Genomic DNA, 17,883 nt, shown 5'->3' on the forward strand with positions numbered 1-17,883 from the left:
TAGGGTCAGGCCGGCAGGGGCGACATGAGGGCCTCGCCGGGGGCGGGCCCCGGCTGCCGCTCCAGCAGGCCGCCGGCGGTGGTGGCCGGCAGGGGACGGTGGAAGTAATAGCCCTGGTAGGCGGTACAGCCCAGGGCGGTGAGGAAGTCGAGCTGCTCCCGGGTCTCCACCCCTTCGGCCACGGTGGCGCAGCCCAGCACCCGGGACAGGGACAGGATGGATTTGACGATCAGGGCCTTCTTCTCCTGGCCGGGCAGGTCGGCGATGAAGGAGCGGTCGATCTTGATGGCGGAGACGGGGAATTCGTTGAGCTTGGAGAGGGAGGAATAGCCGGTACCGAAGTCGTCGATGAGCAGGGCGAAGCCCCGCTCCCGCAGGGCCTGGGCATTCTCCACCGCCAGCCGTTCGTCGCGGATGAGGCCGGTCTCGGTGATCTCGATCTCCACCAGGGCCGGCGGAATGTGGTGCCGGGCCAGGGTCTCCCCCAGGCGGTGCACGATGTCGGGACGGACGATGTCCAGGGCCGACAGGTTGATGGCCACCGGCAGCAGGCGGCAGCCTTCGCCCTGCCAGCGCTGGAGCTGGCGGCACACCTGCTCCAGGACGAAATCGGTGAGGCGGTGCATGAGGCCGGTGCGCTCCGCCAGGGGAATGAACTCCGCCGGGCTCACCGCCCCCAGGCGCGGGTGCTGCCAGCGCAGCAGGGCCTCGAAGCCCAGCACCTTGCCGTCGGCCAGGCACTTGGGCTGGTACACCAGCTCCAGGCCGCTGTCGTCCAGTTCCCGCAGGGCCAGTTCCAGATCCAGCTGGCGGTGGTGGCGCTGCTCCATTTCCTGATCCAGCACCGCGACGCTGCCTTCGGGCAGGTTGCGCGCCAGCTCCAGGGCCGTCTGCACCCGCTGCAGGGCCTCGTCCGCGCCCTCATCCAGCCGCGCCGCGGTGACGCCCACGGCCACCGGCACCGGCACCGCCAGGCCGCTGTCGGGCAGGGCCAGCTCCCGGGGCAGTTGCTGCAGCAGGCCCCGGGCCCGGGCTTCGGGCGCCTCCCCCGGCTCCAGGGGCAGCAGCAGGGCGAAGGTCACCCCGGCGGTGCGGGCCAGGAAGGCGTCGGCCGGCAGGTGCTCCGCCAGGGCCTGGCCGTAGGCCCGCAGCAGGGCGTCGCCGATGGCCGGACCGAGGCGGTCGTTCACCGCCCGCAGATTGGTCAGGCGCAGGTTGAGCAGGGCCCAGGCCCGCTCCTCCCCCGCCTGGCCCAGTTCCTCGAAACGCTGGCGCAGGTATTGCCGGTTGGGCAGGCCGGTGAGGGTGTCGTGCAGTTCCAGGTAGGAGGCGTTGGCGGCGCTGCGGGCCAGGGCCAGCTTGGCTTCCCGCAGGGGGGTGTCGTCCCGCAGGATGACCAGGAAATTGCCGTCGTGCTCCAGACGCCGGGGCTGCACCGTGACCCAGCGCAGCTGGCCGTCGGGGCGCCGCACCTGGCGCTCGCCCCCCAGCTCCTCCGGCTTGCGGCCCCAGATGCCCAGGTAGCGCTGCATGTTCTGCCCCTCTTCCAGCTGCTCGCTGCTCACCCCCAGGAGCTGGGCCGCCTGGGTGTTGGCCTTGATGATGTGGCCGCCGCGGCCGCAGATGAGCAGGGCCATGCCGGAGTGGTCGAACATGTCGCGGAAGACGCTGTTGCTGCGGGACAGCCGCTGATTGCTCACCGCCAGCTGCACGCCGCGGAATTCCAGGGCCTGGAGGGCGCGGAAGACGGCCAGGGGCACGCACAGGTTAAAGAAGAGGAAGACCAGGGTCTGGATGTAGGCGTGGCTCTCGGGCAGGGTGATGGAGTACTGGGGTCCCAGGGGATTGAGCAGGGGCTGGTTGCGCAGCAGCACCGCGAAGAGCAGGGTGTTGAGCAGCATCATGAGCACGGCCGAGCGCATGCCGAAGAACAGGCGGGCCACCAGGGGCGCGCTGTAGGCGAAGATGATGCCGAGCTTGGCTATCTCGAAGACGTCGACGAAGAAGAGGATGTGCAGGCTGGCGGCGTAGATGGTGAGCAGCAGGAAGCCGGCACCCAGGCGCACGTTGCGCAGGGCGGCATAGATGGCCGCGGCCAGCAGCAGGTAGAAGCCGGTGACGATGACGGGGATGTGGTACAGCCCGAGGCCGATGGCCTGCCAGGAACTGTGGGCCGCCACCAGGAACTCGAGGCAGATGCCGGAGATGAGGATGATGCGCAGCGCGCTCTGTCGCCACACCGGCTCGCCCAGTTCGGGCGCTTCCGGCTCGTGGAGGAGGAACAGTCTGGCAAGTTTTTTCAGCATGGTGGCGGCATACCTGAGGAAACCTGAACGGCTCAAGGGGCGGGCGGACCAGGGCCCCGTTCCTGGGGTGCAAAACCGGCGAAGACTATCCGCCATCATAGCAGCCCCGGGACGCGCGCCAAGCCTTATTGTTGCGGCACTATCCCCGGAGAATGGCTACTGTCGCCGATCTCCGGGGTATGCTCCGTTCAGGCCGCCGCTTCCGGCGCGAAATCCACCAGCTCGGCCCCGTCGGCAACCTGCTCGCCAACGGCATAGCGGAAGCCCTTGAGATTGCCCTGCTTCGGCGCCGTGATGGTGTGCTCCATTTTCATGGCCTCCAGGATCAGCAGGGGCGTTCCCTTTGCCACCGGCCCCGGCTGGGCCAGCAGGGCCACCACCTTGCCCGGCATGGGGGCGGTGAGGCCGCCGCCCTGGGCGCCGCCGGCTTCCACCAGGTGCAGGGGATCGTGGCGCTCGATGACGTAGGTGCCGCTGTTGAGGAAGACGTGGCGTTTCTCAGCCACGGCCACCACGCTGGCCATCAAGCGCCGGTCTTCCAGCTCCACCGCCAGCCGGTCGTGGGCCAGCAGGCGGCCCCGGACCAGCAGGGTGTCGTTGCGCAGGGTCAGCTGCCAGTCCTCGCCGGCATAGGCCACGCCCACGTCCACCTGGGTCTCGCCGACCCGGAAGCTGACGGTGCGGCGGGCGGCAATGTTCATGCGCCAGCCGTCGCGCCGGTTCCACGGCGACCAGGGATCGCCGCTGCGCCGGCCCTGCTGGGCCGCCAGATCCCGCTCCCGCAGCAGCTCGGCCACGGTGGCGGTGAGGATGACGTCCCGCGGCACTTCCGGGCTCTCGGGAAAGAGGAAGTCCTGCTGCCGCTCGATCAGGCCCGTGTCCAGGTCGGCGCCGGCGAAGGCGGGGCAGGACACCAGACGGGAGAGGAAGTCGATGTTGGTGGTGACGCCCACCACCCGGTAGTCGGCCAGGGCCTGGCGCATGCGGGCCAGGGCGGCCTCCCGGTCCTCGTCCCAGACGATCAGCTTGGCGATCATGGGGTCGTAGTGGGGCGTGATCTCGTCGCCCTCCTCGACGCCGGTGTCCACCCGCACATTGAGGCCCTCGGCCGGCGGCACCAGGTGCAGCAGGCGACCGGTGGAGGGAAGGAAGCCCTTGCCCGCGTCCTCGGCGTAGATGCGGGCCTCCAGGGCATGGCCGCGGATCTGCAGCTGCTCCTGGCGCAGCGGCAGGGCTTCGCCGGCAGCGACCCGCAGCTGCCATTCCACCAGGTCCTGGCCGGTGATCATTTCGGTGACGGGGTGCTCCACCTGCAGGCGGGTGTTCATCTCCATGAAGTAGAAGGAGCCGTCCTGGTTGGCGATGAATTCCACGGTGCCGGCACCGACGTAGCCGACGGCCTTGGCAGCGGCCACGGCGGCCTCGCCCATCTGGCGACGGCGCTCCGGCGTCATGCCCGGCGCCGGGGCCTCTTCCAGCACCTTCTGGTGGCGGCGCTGCACCGAGCAGTCCCGCTCGAAGAGATAGACGCAGTTGCCCTGGCTGTCGCCGAAGACCTGGATTTCGATGTGGCGCGGCCGGGTGATGTACTTCTCCACCAGCACCTGGTCGTTGCCGAAGGAGGAACGGGCCTCCCGCTGGCAGGAGGCCAGGGCGGCGATGAAGTCCTCGCCCTTGTCCACCAGGCGCATGCCCTTGCCGCCACCGCCGGCAGCGGCCTTGATCAGCACCGGGTAGCCGATGGCGTCGGCCTGCTGCTTGAGGAATTCCGGCTCCTGGTTGTCGCCGTGGTAGCCCGGGGTGAGGGGCACGGCGGCTTTTTCCATGAGGGCCTTGGCGGCGCTCTTGGAGCCCATGGCGCGGATGGCGGAGGCGGGCGGGCCGATGAAGACGACGCCGGCGGCGGCGCAGGCCTCGGCAAAATCGGCGTTCTCGGAGAGGAAGCCGTAGCCCGGGTGGATGGCCTGGGCGCCGGTGCGCCGGGCGGCGTCGAGAATCTTCTCGGCCACCAGGTAGGATTCCCGCGCCGCGGCCGGGCCCAGCAGCACCGCCTCGTCGGCCAGGCGCACATGGCGGGCGTTGGCATCGGCCTCGGAGTAGACGGCCACGGTGCGGATGCCCAGACGGCGGGCGGTCTTGATGACGCGGCAAGCGATCTCGCCGCGGTTGGCAATCAGGATCTTGCTGAACATCTTGTCTCCTCCGGGCCCCCGTCTAGGCGCGGGGGCTTGGGCATGTTGGGGTGGGGTGCGGCTTCAGTCGGTGATCCAGTGGGGCTTGCGCTTCTCCAGGAAGGCGGCGATGCCTTCCCGGCCTTCCGCCGAGGCCCGCATGGCGGTGATGCGCCGGGCGGTGTCGGCGATCACGGCATCGTCGATGGGCTGGTTGGCCACGGCCCGGATCAGCTCCTTGCTCGCGGCCTGGGCAGCGGGGCCGTTCTTCAGCAGCTTGTCCACGATCTCGCCCACGGCCTCGTCCAGCTGCTCCTCGCTCGGCACGATCTCGTGCAGCAGCCCCAGGCGGTAGCCTTCGGCGGCGGAAAAACGCTCGGCGGTGAGGAAGTAGCGGCGGCACTGGCGCTCGCCCAGGGCGGCGATGACGTAGGGGCTGATGACGGCGGGAATGAGGCCCAGCTTCACTTCCGTCAGGGCGAACATGGCGTCGTAGCTGGCCACCGCCACGTCGCAGGCGGCCACCAGGCCGACCCCGCCGCCGTAGGCGGGGCCCTGGACCCGGGCCACGGTGGGCTTGGCCAGGGTGTTGAGGGTGCGCAGCAATTCCGCCAGGTTGCCGGCGTCGGCCAGGTTCTGCTCCGGGGTGTAGCCGGCGGCCCGCTTCATCCAGTTGAGGTCGGCCCCAGCGCAGAAGCTCTTGCCGGTGGCGGAGAGCACCACCACCCGCACCGCCGGGTCGGCTTCCAGCTGCTTCAAGCCGGCGGTGATTTCCGCCATCAGGGTCTCGTCGAAGGCGTTGTGGCGGTCCGGCTTGTTGAGGGTGAGGATGCCGACGGGGCCGTCCACTTCGATGAGGATGGAGCTGAAGGTCATGGTCTTGTTCTCCCTGTGCGTTACATGCGGAATACGCCGAACCGGGTCTCTTCCGCCGGCGCATTCATGGCCGCCGAGAGCCCCAGGCCCAGCACCCGACGGGTGTCCGCCGGATCGATGATTCCATCATCCCACAGGCGGGCGCTGGCGTAGTAGGGGTGGCCCTGGGTTTCGTACTGCTCCCGGATGGGGCGGCGGAATTCCTCCTCCTCCTCCGCGCTCCACTGCTTGCCCGCCGCTTCCAGACCGTCCCGCTTCACCGTGGCCAGCACGCTGGAAGCCTGCTCGCCGCCCATCACCGAGATGCGGGCGTTGGGCCACATCCAGAGGAAGCGGGGCGAGTAGGCCCGGCCGCACATGCCGTAGTTGCCGGCACCGAAGGAGCCGCCGATGACCACGGTGAACTTGGGCACCTTGGCAGTGGCCACGGCGGTCACCATCTTGGCCCCGTCCCGGGCGATGCCGCCGTTTTCGTACTTGCGCCCCACCATGAAGCCGGTGATGTTCTGCAGGAACACCAGGGGGATGTTGCGCTGGGCGCACAGCTCGATGAAGTGGGCGGCCTTGAGGGCCGATTCGGAAAAGAGGATGCCGTTGTTGGCGACGATGCCCACCGGGTAGCCCCAGATGCGGGCGAAGCCGCAGACGATGGTGGTGCCGTAGCGGGCCTTGAATTCGTCGAAGTCGGAACCGTCCACGATGCGGGCGATGATCTCGCGCACATCGAAGGGCTTCTTGGTGTCGGTGGGGATGACGCCGTACAGCTCCTCGGCGGCGTAGAGGGGCTCCACCGGCTCGCTGAGGCTGACCGAGGGCTGCTTCTGCCAGTTGAGGTTCTTGACGATGCGCCGGGCGATGGCCAGGGCGTGCTGGTCGTTCTCGGCGTAATGGTCGGCGACGCCGGAGACGCGGGTATGCACGTCGGCCCCGCCCAGGTCCTCCGCCGTCACCACCTCGCCGGTGGCGGCCTTCACCAGGGGCGGACCGCCGAGGAAGATGGTGCCCTGCTCCTTGACGATGATGGACTCGTCGGACATGGCCGGCACGTAGGCGCCGCCGGCGGTGCAGGAGCCCATCACGGCGGCGATCTGGGGAATGCCCTGGGCCGAGAGATTGGCCTGGTTGAAGAAGATGCGGCCGAAGTGCTCCTTGTCCGGGAAGACCTCGTCCTGCATGGGCAGGAAGGCGCCGCCCGAATCCACCAGGTAGATGCAGGGCAGGCGGTTCTCCAGGGCGATCTCCTGGGCCCGCAGGTGCTTCTTCACGGTCATGGGGTAGTAGGTGCCGCCCTTCACCGTGGCGTCGTTGGCGACGATCATGCACTCCACGCCATTGACCCGGCCGATGCCGGCGATCACCGAGGCAGCCGGCACGTCGCCGCCGTACATGCCGTGGGCCGCCAGCTGGCCGATCTCCAGGAAGGGAGTGCCCGGGTCCAGCAGGGCGCTGACCCGCTCCCGGGGCAGCAGCTTGCCCCGGGCGATGTGCTTCTGCCGCGCCGCCTCCGGCCCGCCCAGGGCGATGCGGGCCATCTGCTGGCGCAGATCCGCCACCAGCCCCGCCATGGCATCGGCGTTGTGCTGGAAGTCCTCGGACCGGGGATTGAGTTGGGTTTTTAGTATGGTCATGTCTCCTCGCTTCTTATAGTTCGGGGTGGATGCGGACAAGTTGCAGCCCCGGCCAGGAGACAGCCTCCGCTCCATTTCGGCACGGCCCCGACAAGGCGGCCGGCAGGGAAAGGGTGCGGGGCAGGCTCATGGCTAGAGCTGACCTTCCTTTTCCACCCACTTGATGACGCTGGGGGGTTCATAGGCGGCCATGCGCTTGAGCAGGGCGGCGGGATCGATATCGGCCAGCAGCAGGTTGCGATGCACTTCCCGCACGAAACCCTCGTCCCGGGCCCGGTCGCACAGGGCCAGCAGCGGCGCGTAATAGCCCACAACGTCGAGGATGGCGGCGGGCTTGCCGTGGAAGCCGAGCTGGGCCCAGGTGAGGATTTCCCACAACTCCTCGAAAGTGCCGAAGCCGCCGGGCAGGGCGATGAAGCCATCGGCCAGCTCGGCCATGCGGGCCTTGCGGGTGTGCATGGAATCCACCACCTCCAGGCGCGTCAGCCCCGGATGGCCGACCTCCTTGTCCATCAGGGACTGGGGAATGACGCCGGTGACGCTGCCGCCGGCAGCCATGCAGGCATCGGCCACGGCCCCCATGAGACCCACGTTGCCGCCGCCGTAGACCAGTTCAATACCCTCCCGGGCCAGCAGGGTGCCAAGGCCTTCGGCGGCCTGGCGGTATTCGGGACGGTTGCCGAAGCTGGAACCGCAAAAGACGCAAATTCGTTTCATGTACTTTCCACCTTGGATGAAGCCAAAGCGGACAAGCATAGCGCGAGGCGGCAGGGAGGGGCCATGGCGGATGCAGTTGCCCGGGGGTGGAAAGTCATGACGGACACGACAAACACTCAGAAGGTGCCGTGGGCCAGCCAGCGTTCGATCTGGGGCAGACGGTCGGCGCCCCAGAAGGGCTCGCCGTCGATGAAGATGAAGGGGGCGCCGAAGACGCCGCGGGCGATGGCGGCATCGCACTCCTGGCGCAGCCGGGCCTTCATTTCCTCGCTCTGGATGGCGGCAGCCAGGGCCGCCGGATCGGCGCCGGCCTGCACGGCCAGCTCGGTCACCACGGCCGTATCGGAGATGTCCCGGTCGTGCACGAAGAGGGCGCGGAAGACGGCATGGGCAAAGGCCCGGGCCTGGGCGCAGTCCTGCTGGTGCAACCAGTAGTAGGCCCGCGCCGCAGCCTGGGTAGGCAGGGGGAACTTGCTGGGAAAGCGGAAAGGCAGGCCGAGGTAGCGGGCCGAGCGGTCGAAGTCCCGCCGGGAATAGTCGCCCTTGAGGGGAATCTCGGTCAGGGGGGCGCTGCCGGTGGCCCTGAAGACCACACCGAGCAGAATGGGCCGCCATTTGACCTGGCGCCCGTACCGGGCAGCGAGAGCGTCGATCTGCTCGCTGGCCAGGTAGGCGTAGGGAGAGGAGAAGTCGAAGTAGAACTCCAAAGGCTCGGCCATGGCCATGCTCCTGTTGTTGCTCCGCGGGGTTGGGGTGCGGGGCGCCGTCGTTATTGTAGGCTGGCGCCCCGGTGTTGCCGGTACTGCTTACTCCTGGGCGATGCTGCGGCCGATCACCAGACGCTGGATGTCATTGGCGCCTTCGTAGATCTGGCTGATGCGCACGTCGCGGTAGATGCGCTCCACCGGGAAGTCGCTGGTGTAGCCGACGCCGCCGTGGATCTGGATGGCGTCGGAAGCGATCTTCTCGGCAGCCTCGGAGGCGAACATCTTGGCCATGGAGGCTTCCTTGAGGCAGGGCTTGCCCGCATCCTTCAACGCGGCGGCGCGCCACACCATGAGGCGGGCGGCGTCGAGCAGGGTGTTCATGTCGGCCAGGCGGAAATTGACGGCCTGGTGCTCGATGATGGGCTGGCCGAAGGTGACCCGCTCCTTGGCGTAGCGCACGGCGGCCTCGAAGGCGGCCCGGGCCATGCCGATGGACTGGGCGGCGATGCCGATGCGGCCGGCTTCCAGGTTGGAGAGGGCGATCTTGTAGCCCTCGCCTTCCTTGCCCAGCAGGGCGGAGGCGGGCACACGGCAATCCTCGAAAATGATCTGCACGGTGTCGGAGGCATGCTGGCCCATCTTCTCCTCGGTGCGGCCGACGATGAAGCCCTTGGTGTCGGTGGGCACCAGGAAGCAGGAGATGCCCTTCTTGCCGGCGGCCTTGTCGGTGACGGCGAAAACGATGGCCATGTGGGCGTGCTTGCCGGTGGTGATGAACTGCTTGACGCCGTTCAGCACGAAATGGTCGCCGTCCCGGTCGGCCCGGGTGGTGATGGCGGCCGCATCGGAGCCGGTGTGGGGTTCGGTCAGGCAGAAGCAGCCCAGCTTCTCGCCCCGGGCCAGGGGCTTGAGCCATTCTTCCTTCTGCTGGTCGGTGCCGTACTTCTGGGTGATACCGCAGGCCAGGGAGTTCTGCACCGAGACGATGGTGGAGGTGGCGCCGTCGCCGGCGGCGATTTCTTCCAGGGTCAGCACCAGGCTCATGTAGTCCATGCCGGCACCGCCCCACTCTTCGGGCACGCACATGCCCATGGCACCCAGCTCGCCCAGTTCCTTCAGGGCTTCGGCGGGGAAGGTGTGGTTCTTGTCCCATTCGGCGGCGAAGGGGGCCAGACGCTCCTGCGCGAAGGCGCGCATGGAGTCGCGGATCATTTCCTGTTCCTGCGTCAGAATCATTTGCTACTACTCCGTCTTGTCGTTTTCGGCGCGGCGCCCGTCCGGGGCGCCGCGGTTTGCATCAATGGGACAGGCTGGGCCCGTCTCAGAACATTTCCACGCCAACGGCCACGGCTTCGCCGCCGCCGATGCACAGGGAGGCGACGCCCTTCTTCTTGCCGTACTGCTTCAGGGCGCCGATCAGGGTCACCAGGATGCGGGCGCCGGAAGCACCGATGGGGTGGCCCAGGGCGCAGGCGCCGCCGTGCACGTTCACCTTGGCCGGGTCCAGCTTGAGGTCCTTGATGGCGGCCATGGTGACCACGGCGAAGGCTTCGTTGATTTCCCACAGGTCCACGTCGGCCACGTTCCAGCCGGTCTTCTGCATCAGCTTTTCCATGGCGAAGACGGGGGCGGTGGTGAACAGGTTGGGTTCCTGGGCGTGGGTGGTGTGACCGACGATCTTGGCGATGGGGGCAAGGCCCAGGACCTTGGCCTTGGATTCCTTCATCAGCACCAGGGCGGCGGCGCCGTCGGAGATGGAGGAGGAGTTGGCGGCGGTGACGGTGCCATCCTTCTTGAAGGCGGGCTTCAGGGCGGGGATCTTTTCGATCTGGGCCTTCAGGGGCTGCTCGTCCTGGTCCACCACCACATCGCCCTTCTTGCCGGCGATGGTGACGGGAGCGATTTCCCACTTGAACAGACCTTCCTTGATGGCCTTCTGGGCGCGCACGGTGGACTGGATGGCCCACTCGTCCTGGGCTTCGCGGGTGAAGCCGTAGGACTCGGCGCATTCCTCGGCGAAGGTGCCCATCAGGCGGCCCTTCTGGTAGGCATCCTCGAGGCCGTCGAAGAACATGTGGTCCAGCAGCTGGCCGTGGCCCAGGCGATAGCCGCCGCGGGCCTTGGGCAGCAGGTAGGGGGCGTTGGACATGGATTCCTGGCCGCCGGCGACGCCGATCTCGTAGGAGCCGGCCAGCAGGCTGTCGTGCACCATCATCACGGACTTGAGGGCGGAGCCGCACACCTTGTGGATGGTGGTGCAGCCGGCGGAGAGGGGCAGACCGGCGCCCAGGGCGGCCTGGCGGGCCGGGGCCTGGCCGACGCCGGCTTGCAGCACGTTGCCGAACACCACCTCTTCCACCTGTTCCGGCTTGATGCCGGCCCGTTCGACGGCGGCCTTGATGGCCGTGGCGCCGAGCTGGGGTGCGGTCAGGCTGTTGAAGTCGCCCTGGAAGCCACCCATGGGGGTGCGGGCAACGGAAACGATGACGATGGGGTCAGACATAGTGCTCTCCTAGGTTAAAGAATCTCCGACCGCCCGCCTGGCACCGCCAGGCCGACGGCCGGATTCAGTTTCATGCCGTTTCGGCAAATAGCTCCCGGCCGATCAGCATACGGCGGATTTCGCTGGTGCCGGCGCCGATCTCGTAGAGCTTGGCGTCGCGCCACAGGCGGCCGGTGGGGTATTCGTTGGTGTAACCGACGCCGCCCAGGGTCTGGATGGCGTCGCCGGCCATCCAGGTGGCCTTTTCGGCGGAATAGAGGATGGCGCCGGCGGCGTCCTTGCGCAGGCTGCGGGCATGGTCGGCCCGGTCGCAGGCCTGGCCCACGGCATAGACGTAGGCCCGGGTGGCCTGCCAGGTGGAATACATGTCGGCCAGCTTGCCCTGCATCAGCTGGAATTCGCCGATGGCAGTGCCGAACTGTTCCCGTTCGTGCAAGTAGGGCAGCACCACGTCCATGCAGGCCGCCATGATGCCCAGGGGGCCGCCGCAGAGCACGGCCCGCTCGTAGTCGAGGCCGCTCATCAGCACCTTGGCGCCGTTGCCGACGCCGCCGAGAACGTTCTCCTCCGGCACCTCGCAGTCGTCGAAGAACAGGGGGAAGGTGTTGGAGCCGCGCATGCCCAGCTTGTCCAGGTGGGTGCCGTGGCTGAAGCCCTTGAAGCCCTTTTCCACGATGAAGGCGGTCATGCCCTTGGCGCCGGCGTTGAGGTCGGTCTTGGCGTACACCACCAGGGTGTCGGCATCGCCGCCGTTGGTGATCCACATCTTGGAACCGTTGAGGACGTAGCGGTCGCCCTTCTTCTCCGCCTTGAGCTTCATGGAGACCACGTCGGAACCGGCATTGGGCTCGGACATGGCGAGGGCCCCGACCTGCGTGCCGGAGATCAGGCCGGGCAGGTACTTGGCCTTCTGGGCCGCAGTGCCGTTGCGGCGGATCTGGTTCACGCAGAGGTTGGAATGGGCGCCGTAGGAGAGGCCCACGGAGGCGGAGGCCCGGGAGATTTCCTCCATGGCCACGATGTGGGCCAGGTAGCCCATGGCAGTGCCGCCGTATTCCTCCTCGGCGGTCATGCCGAGCAGGCCCAGGTCGCCGAATTTCTGCCACAGGTCGGCGGGGAACTCGTTGTCCCTGTCGATCTGGGCCGCCCGGGGGGCGATTTCCTTGGCTGCGAAGGCGCGCACGGTGTCGCGCAGCATCTCGATGGTTTCACCGTGACCGAAGTCCAGGCTGGGAATGTGCATTTGTCTCGCTCCTTTGGATTTTTTCCTTTCCCAGACCACCCGTGGCTTTGTCGCCTTCGCCTCGCCGTGCTGTTCGCACTGTCTTCGGCTTGGCTTCGCGCCACGAGCGGCCTGGAAAAGGAATTGTTTTGTGATGCCGCTTGTTACGGCTTATTCCTTGTGGCTTGTCTCATGTTTTTCTTTTTTACCGTGCATGGTCATGATGGTCTGCTGCATGACCGCGCACAGAGTCTTCTTGCCGTCTTTCACCGCAAACACCTCGCCCCGGGTCACGGTCAGGGTGCGGCCGTATTTCAGCACCGTACCCTGGGCGATGAGCAGTTCCCCGTCGGCCGGGGCCAGCAGGTTCATCTTGTATTCCACCGTCAGCACGCTGGCGTCGGCGGGCGTCAGGGTGTTGGCGGCATAGCCGGCGGCGGAATCGGCAATCATGCCGACCACGCCGCCGTGGATGAAGCCGTGCTGCTGGGTCACCTCCGGCTTGTAGGGCAGGTGGATCTCCGTGTAGCCCGCCTCCACCACCGGCATGGTGGCCCCGATCAGGGCCATGGCCTGCTGGCGGTGGAAGCTGTCCCGCACGCGGGCGGCGAAATCCGGATCGCTGGGGTGGTGCATGTCGTCTCCTCCGGCGCATTGTTGCGCTCTCTGGGATGCTATTGAATGTTACGTTGACGTAAACGTCAACTACCGCTGAAAACCTTCAGCCGGCCGCCTTGCCGGCGCTGGCCGCTCCCTGGCTGCGGCCGGCCTTTTCCAGGGCTTCGGCCTCCACCAGATGCTCGCGGCAGACGGCTTCGATGGTCTCGATCTCGGCCAGAACGGCCTCGATGTCCTCCCGCTGCTGCTCCAGGGCGGCCCGCCGTTCCGACAGCACATCGAGCAGGCGGGTCAGCTGGTCGGTCTCGTCCCGGGCCACGTCGTACATGTCGATCAGGTCCCGGATCTCGGCCAGAGACAGGCCCAGGCGCTTGCCCCGCAGGGCCAGCTTGAGGCGGGTGCGGTCGCGCTTGGTGTAGACCCGGTTGCGCCCTTCCCGGTTGGGCGCGAGCAGGCCCTGGTCCTCCCAGAAACGGATGGTGCGGGGCGTGATATTGAACTCCCGGGCCAGGTCCGAAATGGTGAAGGTCGGGGTGGCGGCAGCAGGCTCGGCCGCTTCGCTAACGGTGCTCACGTCGGCGCATCTCCGGAGAAAGTGGGGCGGGTTGGGAAAAGTGACGGGAGAGTTAAACAGATGCCCCGCCATTTTTCAATCGATACGACGGATACCCGCCGCCGCCAAAGGCCGGCCGGGATCGCCCCGGGACCAGCCGTCTGTCATGTTGGCGTAAGGGAACTGGGCTTCAATGGCCCTTGTCCCGGGGTATAGTTAAAAACTCCAATAACGCCCCTGCCACCCCACTCCTGTCCATGAAACCATCGCTGCACCTGCCCTTTTCCGAGCCCCCGGCCCCCGGCACCACCCTGGAAGTGGCGCCCGGCATCCTCTGGCTACGCATGCCCCTGCCCTTCGTCCTCAACCACATCAACCTGTGGCTGCTGCGGGACGGCGACGGCTGGGTGGTGGTGGACACCGGCTTCGGCCTGCCCGACATCCAGGCCATCTGGGAAACGGTCCTGGCCGGCCTCGACGGCACCATCGCCGGCATCGTCGTCACCCATTTCCACCCGGACCACCTGGGCCTGGCCACCTGGCTGCAGGAGCGCTCCGGCGCCCCGCTGTACATGACCGCCGGCGAATACCTGACCGGCCACGCCGTTTGGCACGAAATCGGCGGCCACGGCACTGCCCCCATGCTGGCCCAGTTCCGCCTGCACGGCCTCGACGCGGAACGCTGCAGCGCCCTGGAGCAACGGGGCAACGGCTATCGCAAGGGGGTGCCGGCCATGCCCCAGACCTACCATCGCCTGTTCGACGGCGACACCCTGGAGATCGGCAGCCGGCGCTGGCAGATCATCGTCGGCCACGGCCATTCGCCCGAGCACATGTCCCTTTACTGTGCTGATTCCAACGTGTTAATTTCAGGTGACATGCTGTTGCCGAAAATTTCCACCAACATCAGCGTTTATGCGGTCACCCCCCGGGACAACGCCCTGGAGCATTACCTGGATTCCCTGACCCGCTTCGCCCGGGAATGCTCCGACGAATCCCTGGTGCTGCCCTCCCACGGCCTGCCCTTCAAGGGCATCCGCCAACGGGTGGACGACCTGCACGGGCATCACGATGAACGCCTGGCCGTGCTGGAGGAGAACTGCAGCGAACCCCGTAGCGCCGCCGAGTTGCTCGCCGCCCTGTTCCCGCGGGCCCTCGACACCCACCAGACCATGTTCGCCATGGGCGAGGCCATCGCCCACCTGAATTACCTGGAGCAATCCGGCCGCCTCACCTGCCAGCAGGGCGCGGACGGCATTCTCCGGTATGTCCGGAAACAAACCACGCATTGACCAAGAAGGGGATTCACGATGTCGCAGCAGACCCAACAGGAAGACCACAACCTCCCCAACCCGGCCGAGCTGGCCAAGTCCTACGCCGAAGTGGCCCAGCGCGCCTCCCGCCTGCTGACCCATTTCATGGAAAAGAAGGCCGCCGAGGGCATCAATCCGCCCAGTGACGAGATGGGCATCGCCAAGGCCTTCATGGACCTGTCCTCGCGCCTCCTGGCCAATCCCTACAAGCTGGCCCAGACCCAGATGAACATGATGTGGGACTACTTCTCCCTGTGGCAGGGCTCCATGCTCAAGATGATGGGTATGCCGATCCAGCCCATCGCCGCACCGGCCAAGGGCGACAAGCGCTTCCACGACGAGGACTGGGAACAGCATTTCCTCTTTGACTACATCAAGCAGTCCTACCTGATCGCCTCCCGCCACATCCACGACACCGTGTGCTGCGTCGAGGGCCTGCCGGACGAAGCCCAGAAGAAGGTGGCCTTCTACACCCGCCAGTATGTGGACGCCCTGTCCCCCTCCAACTTCGCCTTCACCAATCCGGAAGTGTTCCGCGAGACGGTGAAGAGCCACGGCCAGAACCTGGTCAAGGGCCTCAACAACCTGCTGCAGGACATCGAAGCCGGCGACGGCCAGCTGCGCATCCGCATGACCGACACCAGCGCCTTCGAGCTGGGCAAGAACGTGGCCACCACCCCGGGCAAGGTCGTCTTCCAGAACGACCTGTTCCAGCTGGTGCAGTACGAGCCCACCACCAAGGAGCAGTACAAGAAGCCCCTGCTGATCGTGCCGCCCTGGATCAACAAGTTCTACATCCTGGACCTGCGCGAGAAAAACTCCCTGGTGAAATGGGCCACCGACCAGGGCCACACCACCTACATCATCTCCTGGGTCAATCCGGACGCCCACCTGGCCCAGAAGACCTTCGAGGACTACGTCACCGAGGGCACCCTGGCGGCCATCGCCGCCGTGGAAAAGGATACCGGCGAGAAGCAGATCGACGTGGCAGCCTACTGCATCGGCGGCACCCTGCTGGCCACCACCCTGGCCTACATGGCGGCGAAGAAGGACAACCGGGTGGCCTCCGCCACCTTCTTCACCACCATGATCGACTTCTCCAACCCGGGCGAGCTGGGCGTCTTCATCGACGAGCAGCAGGTCTCCAGCCTGGAGCACAAGATGGCCGAGCGGGGCTATCTGGAAGGCAGCGAGATGGCCATGACCTTCAACCTGTTGAAGGCCAACGACCTGATCTGGTCCTTCGTGGTGAACAACTACCTGCTGGGCAAGGACCCCTTCCCCTTCGACCTGCTCTACTGGAACAGCGACTCCACCCGCATGCCCTACGCCATGCACAGCTTCTACCTGCGCAATATGTACATGGCCAACAAGCTGAAGGAGCCGGGCGGCATCAGCATCGCCGGGGTGCCCATCGACATTTCCAAGATCAAGGTGCCCGCCTACTTCATCTCCACCGTGGAAGACCACATCGCCCCGTGGAAGAGCACCTACCTGGGGGCCAAGCTGTTCTCCGGCCCGGTGCGCTTCGTTCTCGGCGGCTCCGGCCACATCGCCGGCATCGTCAATCCGCCGGCCGCCAACAAGTACGGCTTCTGGATCAACGACGCCGCCAAGCTGCCCGCCACCGCCGACGACTTCCTGGCCGGCTCCACCCAGCATCCGGGTTCCTGGTGGACCGACTGGAACGAATGGGTCACCGGCCTGGACGGCGGCAAGAAGGTGGCGGCGCGCAAGCCCGGCGCCGGCAGCCTCAAGGTGCTCGAGGAGGCCCCCGGCTCCTACGTCAAGTTCCGGCTCGACACCCAGAAGAAGGAATCGGCCTGATCCTGGCAGGCCGCAAAAGCAAAGGGCGCCGACGGCGCCCTTTTTTTTCAGCCGGCGTGCCGGCCGGCTCCGCCTACATCTGGGCCACCTGGTTGCGGCCGTGGCGCTTGGCCTGGTAAAGGGCGCTGTCGGCCCGGGCCAGCACCGCATCGAAATTCGGATCGCCGGCCCGGAAGCCGGTGACACCGATGCTGACCGTGTAGGCGATGGTGAGGCCGTTGCAGTGGGCCGGCTGGCCGGCGATGGTCTGGCACAGGCGCTGGCCCAGGGCGAGGCCGCCGTCCTGGTCGGTATCGGGGGAAAGGATGCAGAATTCCTCGCCGCCGATGCGGCCGAAGAGGTCCACCTGGCGCAGCAGGATGCCGGTGCGGCGGGAAAAGTCCCGCAGCACCGCATCGCCGACACCATGGCCGTAGGTGTCGTTGATGTGCTTGAAGTAGTCCAGGTCCAGCATCAGCACCGAGGCCGGATTGCCGGCCCGGTTGAAGCGCGCCATCTCCTGATCGGCCAGGCGCAGGAAGCTCTGCCGGTTGCATAGCCCGGTTAGGGCGTCGGTGGTGGCCAGCTGGCGCAGTTCGTCCTCCAGCTGCTTGGCCTGGGTGATGTCCAGCATGAAGCCGCTCCACACCGCCGACTGGCCCGGTTCGATGACGTTGGGGCGAGACGAGAGGCGCAGCCACTTCTGCCGCCCCGAGGGAGTGAGGATGCGGATCTCGCTGCTGAACTGACTGGCACTGCGGTTGGCGGCCTGTTCCTCCTGGCGCAGGCGGGGCAGGTCCTCCGGATGCACCAGCTGCCAGAAGCACTCCATGTTGGCCATCAGCACCTCGGCCGGCACTTCGAAAATCTCCTCGCAGCGGGAATTGAGGTAGAGGAAACGGCTGTCACCGTCGCCGTGCAGGATGTAGTCGTAGAGCACGCAGGGGACGGTGCGGGCAAGGCGCTCGAAGCGCTCCTGGCTGGCGGCCAGCTCCCATTCGGTGCGCTTGCGCTGGTCGATGTCGGCAATGTTGCCGACCAGGCCGGTGGTGCGGCCGTTGGCGTCCACCAGGGCCTTGCCGGTGAGGTTGCCCCAGAACTCGCTGCCGTCCCGGCGCCGGTAGAGGCGCTCCACGTCCACATGGCCGACACCCCGGGCCATGGTGTTGAGCATGTTCTGCCGCCCCGCCTCCCGTTCCTGGGGATGGATCAGGCTCACGTACTCGCTGCCCACCAGCTCGTCCAGGGTGTAGTGGAAAAGGTCGGCCATGCGGCGATTGGCATGGACGATGCGGCCGCTCATGTCGAGCAGGAAGATGCCGACGCTGGAACTGTCGTAAATCGCCTGCAGCAGCGAAGTGTCATCAGCGATGCGCTTCTTCATCCGTGGGGGCCCCTTCTTTGCGGCTGCCTTTATAAAGAAAGCGACAGCCTGGGAGCATGGTATTCCTCCTGCCGGGTTT

14 protein-coding genes are annotated in these 17,883 nt (G+C 66.9%); 2 read left to right on the top strand and 12 right to left on the bottom strand.

The annotated features are described in order from the left end of the window. Positions 1–5: 5 nt before the first annotated feature. The 11 genes from OEL49_RS09580 to OEL49_RS09630 all read right to left on the bottom strand — a co-directional run bounded on the left by OEL49_RS09580 (position 6) and on the right by OEL49_RS09630 (position 13,322). Positions 6–2,306, bottom strand: a complete 2,301-nt coding sequence (locus tag OEL49_RS09580; RefSeq protein ID WP_014236089.1) for a putative bifunctional diguanylate cyclase/phosphodiesterase — start codon at positions 2,304–2,306, stop codon at positions 6–8. Positions 2,307–2,494: 188 nt separating this feature from the next. After that, on the bottom strand, positions 2,495–4,498 hold the full coding sequence (locus tag OEL49_RS09585; RefSeq protein ID WP_014236088.1) for an acetyl/propionyl/methylcrotonyl-CoA carboxylase subunit alpha: 2,004 nt from the start codon (positions 4,496–4,498) through the stop codon (positions 2,495–2,497). A gap of 63 nt (positions 4,499–4,561) precedes the next feature. Continuing rightward, positions 4,562–5,353: an enoyl-CoA hydratase/isomerase family protein gene (locus OEL49_RS09590; protein ID WP_014236087.1), complete on the bottom strand. Its 792-nt coding sequence runs from the start codon at positions 5,351–5,353 to the stop codon at positions 4,562–4,564. A 20-nt stretch (positions 5,354–5,373) separates the two neighbouring features. Beyond that, positions 5,374–6,981: a carboxyl transferase domain-containing protein gene (locus OEL49_RS09595; RefSeq protein WP_014236086.1), complete on the bottom strand. Its 1,608-nt coding sequence runs from the start codon at positions 6,979–6,981 to the stop codon at positions 5,374–5,376. A 132-nt stretch (positions 6,982–7,113) separates the two neighbouring features. Then, positions 7,114–7,698 carry a TIGR00730 family Rossman fold protein gene (locus tag OEL49_RS09600; RefSeq protein WP_014236085.1) on the bottom strand — a complete coding sequence of 195 codons (585 nt, stop codon included), beginning with the start codon at positions 7,696–7,698 and terminating at the stop codon, positions 7,114–7,116. Between the two features lie 116 nt (positions 7,699–7,814). Continuing rightward, the gene (locus OEL49_RS09605) at positions 7,815–8,417 is read right to left on the bottom strand and encodes a 2-hydroxychromene-2-carboxylate isomerase (RefSeq protein WP_014236084.1); all 603 of its coding nucleotides are present in this window, start codon (positions 8,415–8,417) and stop codon (positions 7,815–7,817) included. 87 nt (positions 8,418–8,504) lie between these two features. Beyond that, entirely contained in the window at positions 8,505–9,641 is a 1,137-nt protein-coding gene (locus tag OEL49_RS09610) for an acyl-CoA dehydrogenase (RefSeq protein ID WP_014236083.1), read from the bottom strand. A gap of 85 nt (positions 9,642–9,726) precedes the next feature. After that, positions 9,727–10,908 carry an acetyl-CoA C-acetyltransferase gene (locus OEL49_RS09615; RefSeq protein ID WP_014236082.1) on the bottom strand — a complete coding sequence of 394 codons (1,182 nt, stop codon included), beginning with the start codon at positions 10,906–10,908 and terminating at the stop codon, positions 9,727–9,729. 70 nt (positions 10,909–10,978) lie between these two features. Further along, positions 10,979–12,151, bottom strand: a complete 1,173-nt coding sequence (locus tag OEL49_RS09620) for an isovaleryl-CoA dehydrogenase (protein WP_014236081.1) — start codon at positions 12,149–12,151, stop codon at positions 10,979–10,981. Positions 12,152–12,301: 150 nt separating this feature from the next. Beyond that, the gene (locus OEL49_RS09625; protein WP_014236080.1) at positions 12,302–12,766 is read right to left on the bottom strand and encodes a PaaI family thioesterase; all 465 of its coding nucleotides are present in this window, start codon (positions 12,764–12,766) and stop codon (positions 12,302–12,304) included. A gap of 85 nt (positions 12,767–12,851) precedes the next feature. Beyond that, entirely contained in the window at positions 12,852–13,322 is a 471-nt protein-coding gene (locus tag OEL49_RS09630) for a MerR family transcriptional regulator (RefSeq protein ID WP_014236079.1), read from the bottom strand. Positions 13,323–13,558: 236 nt separating this feature from the next. Between OEL49_RS09630 and OEL49_RS09635 the strand changes: the two genes are divergently transcribed. Then, a complete protein-coding gene (locus OEL49_RS09635; RefSeq protein WP_014236078.1) occupies positions 13,559–14,593 on the top strand; it encodes an MBL fold metallo-hydrolase in 1,035 nt (344 codons plus the stop codon). A gap of 18 nt (positions 14,594–14,611) precedes the next feature. After that, positions 14,612–16,441 carry a PHA/PHB synthase family protein gene (locus tag OEL49_RS09640; RefSeq protein WP_014236077.1) on the top strand — a complete coding sequence of 610 codons (1,830 nt, stop codon included), beginning with the start codon at positions 14,612–14,614 and terminating at the stop codon, positions 16,439–16,441. Positions 16,442–16,514: 73 nt separating this feature from the next. Here OEL49_RS09640 and OEL49_RS09645 read toward each other — a convergent pair whose 3' ends face one another. Then, a complete protein-coding gene (locus OEL49_RS09645) occupies positions 16,515–17,804 on the bottom strand; it encodes a sensor domain-containing diguanylate cyclase (protein ID WP_014236076.1) in 1,290 nt (429 codons plus the stop codon). Positions 17,805–17,883 lie beyond the last annotated feature (79 nt).

It is taken from the genome of Azospira sp., assembly GCF_030247495.1.
In the GTDB taxonomy this organism is placed as follows: domain Bacteria; phylum Pseudomonadota; class Gammaproteobacteria; order Burkholderiales; family Rhodocyclaceae; genus Azospira; species Azospira oryzae.

Excerpts from the sequence above, each read along its gene's own strand:
- OEL49_RS09580 (WP_014236089.1), bottom strand. The coding sequence starts at position 2,306 with ATGCTGAAAAAACTTGCCAGACTGTTCCTCCTCCACGAGCCGGAAGCG.
- OEL49_RS09585 (WP_014236088.1), bottom strand. The coding sequence starts at position 4,498 with ATGTTCAGCAAGATCCTGATTGCCAACCGCGGCGAGATCGCTTGCCGC.
- OEL49_RS09590 (WP_014236087.1), bottom strand. The coding sequence starts at position 5,353 with ATGACCTTCAGCTCCATCCTCATCGAAGTGGACGGCCCCGTCGGCATC.
- OEL49_RS09595 (WP_014236086.1), bottom strand. The coding sequence starts at position 6,981 with ATGACCATACTAAAAACCCAACTCAATCCCCGGTCCGAGGACTTCCAG.
- OEL49_RS09600 (WP_014236085.1), bottom strand. The coding sequence starts at position 7,698 with ATGAAACGAATTTGCGTCTTTTGCGGTTCCAGCTTCGGCAACCGTCCC.
- OEL49_RS09605 (WP_014236084.1), bottom strand. The coding sequence starts at position 8,417 with ATGGCCGAGCCTTTGGAGTTCTACTTCGACTTCTCCTCTCCCTACGCC.
- OEL49_RS09610 (WP_014236083.1), bottom strand. The coding sequence starts at position 9,641 with ATGATTCTGACGCAGGAACAGGAAATGATCCGCGACTCCATGCGCGCC.
- OEL49_RS09615 (WP_014236082.1), bottom strand. The coding sequence starts at position 10,908 with ATGTCTGACCCCATCGTCATCGTTTCCGTTGCCCGCACCCCCATGGGT.
- OEL49_RS09620 (WP_014236081.1), bottom strand. The coding sequence starts at position 12,151 with ATGCACATTCCCAGCCTGGACTTCGGTCACGGTGAAACCATCGAGATG.
- OEL49_RS09625 (WP_014236080.1), bottom strand. The coding sequence starts at position 12,766 with ATGCACCACCCCAGCGATCCGGATTTCGCCGCCCGCGTGCGGGACAGC.
- OEL49_RS09635 (WP_014236078.1), top strand. The coding sequence starts at position 13,559 with ATGAAACCATCGCTGCACCTGCCCTTTTCCGAGCCCCCGGCCCCCGGC.
- OEL49_RS09640 (WP_014236077.1), top strand. The coding sequence starts at position 14,612 with ATGTCGCAGCAGACCCAACAGGAAGACCACAACCTCCCCAACCCGGCC.
- OEL49_RS09645 (WP_014236076.1), bottom strand. The coding sequence starts at position 17,804 with ATGAAGAAGCGCATCGCTGATGACACTTCGCTGCTGCAGGCGATTTAC.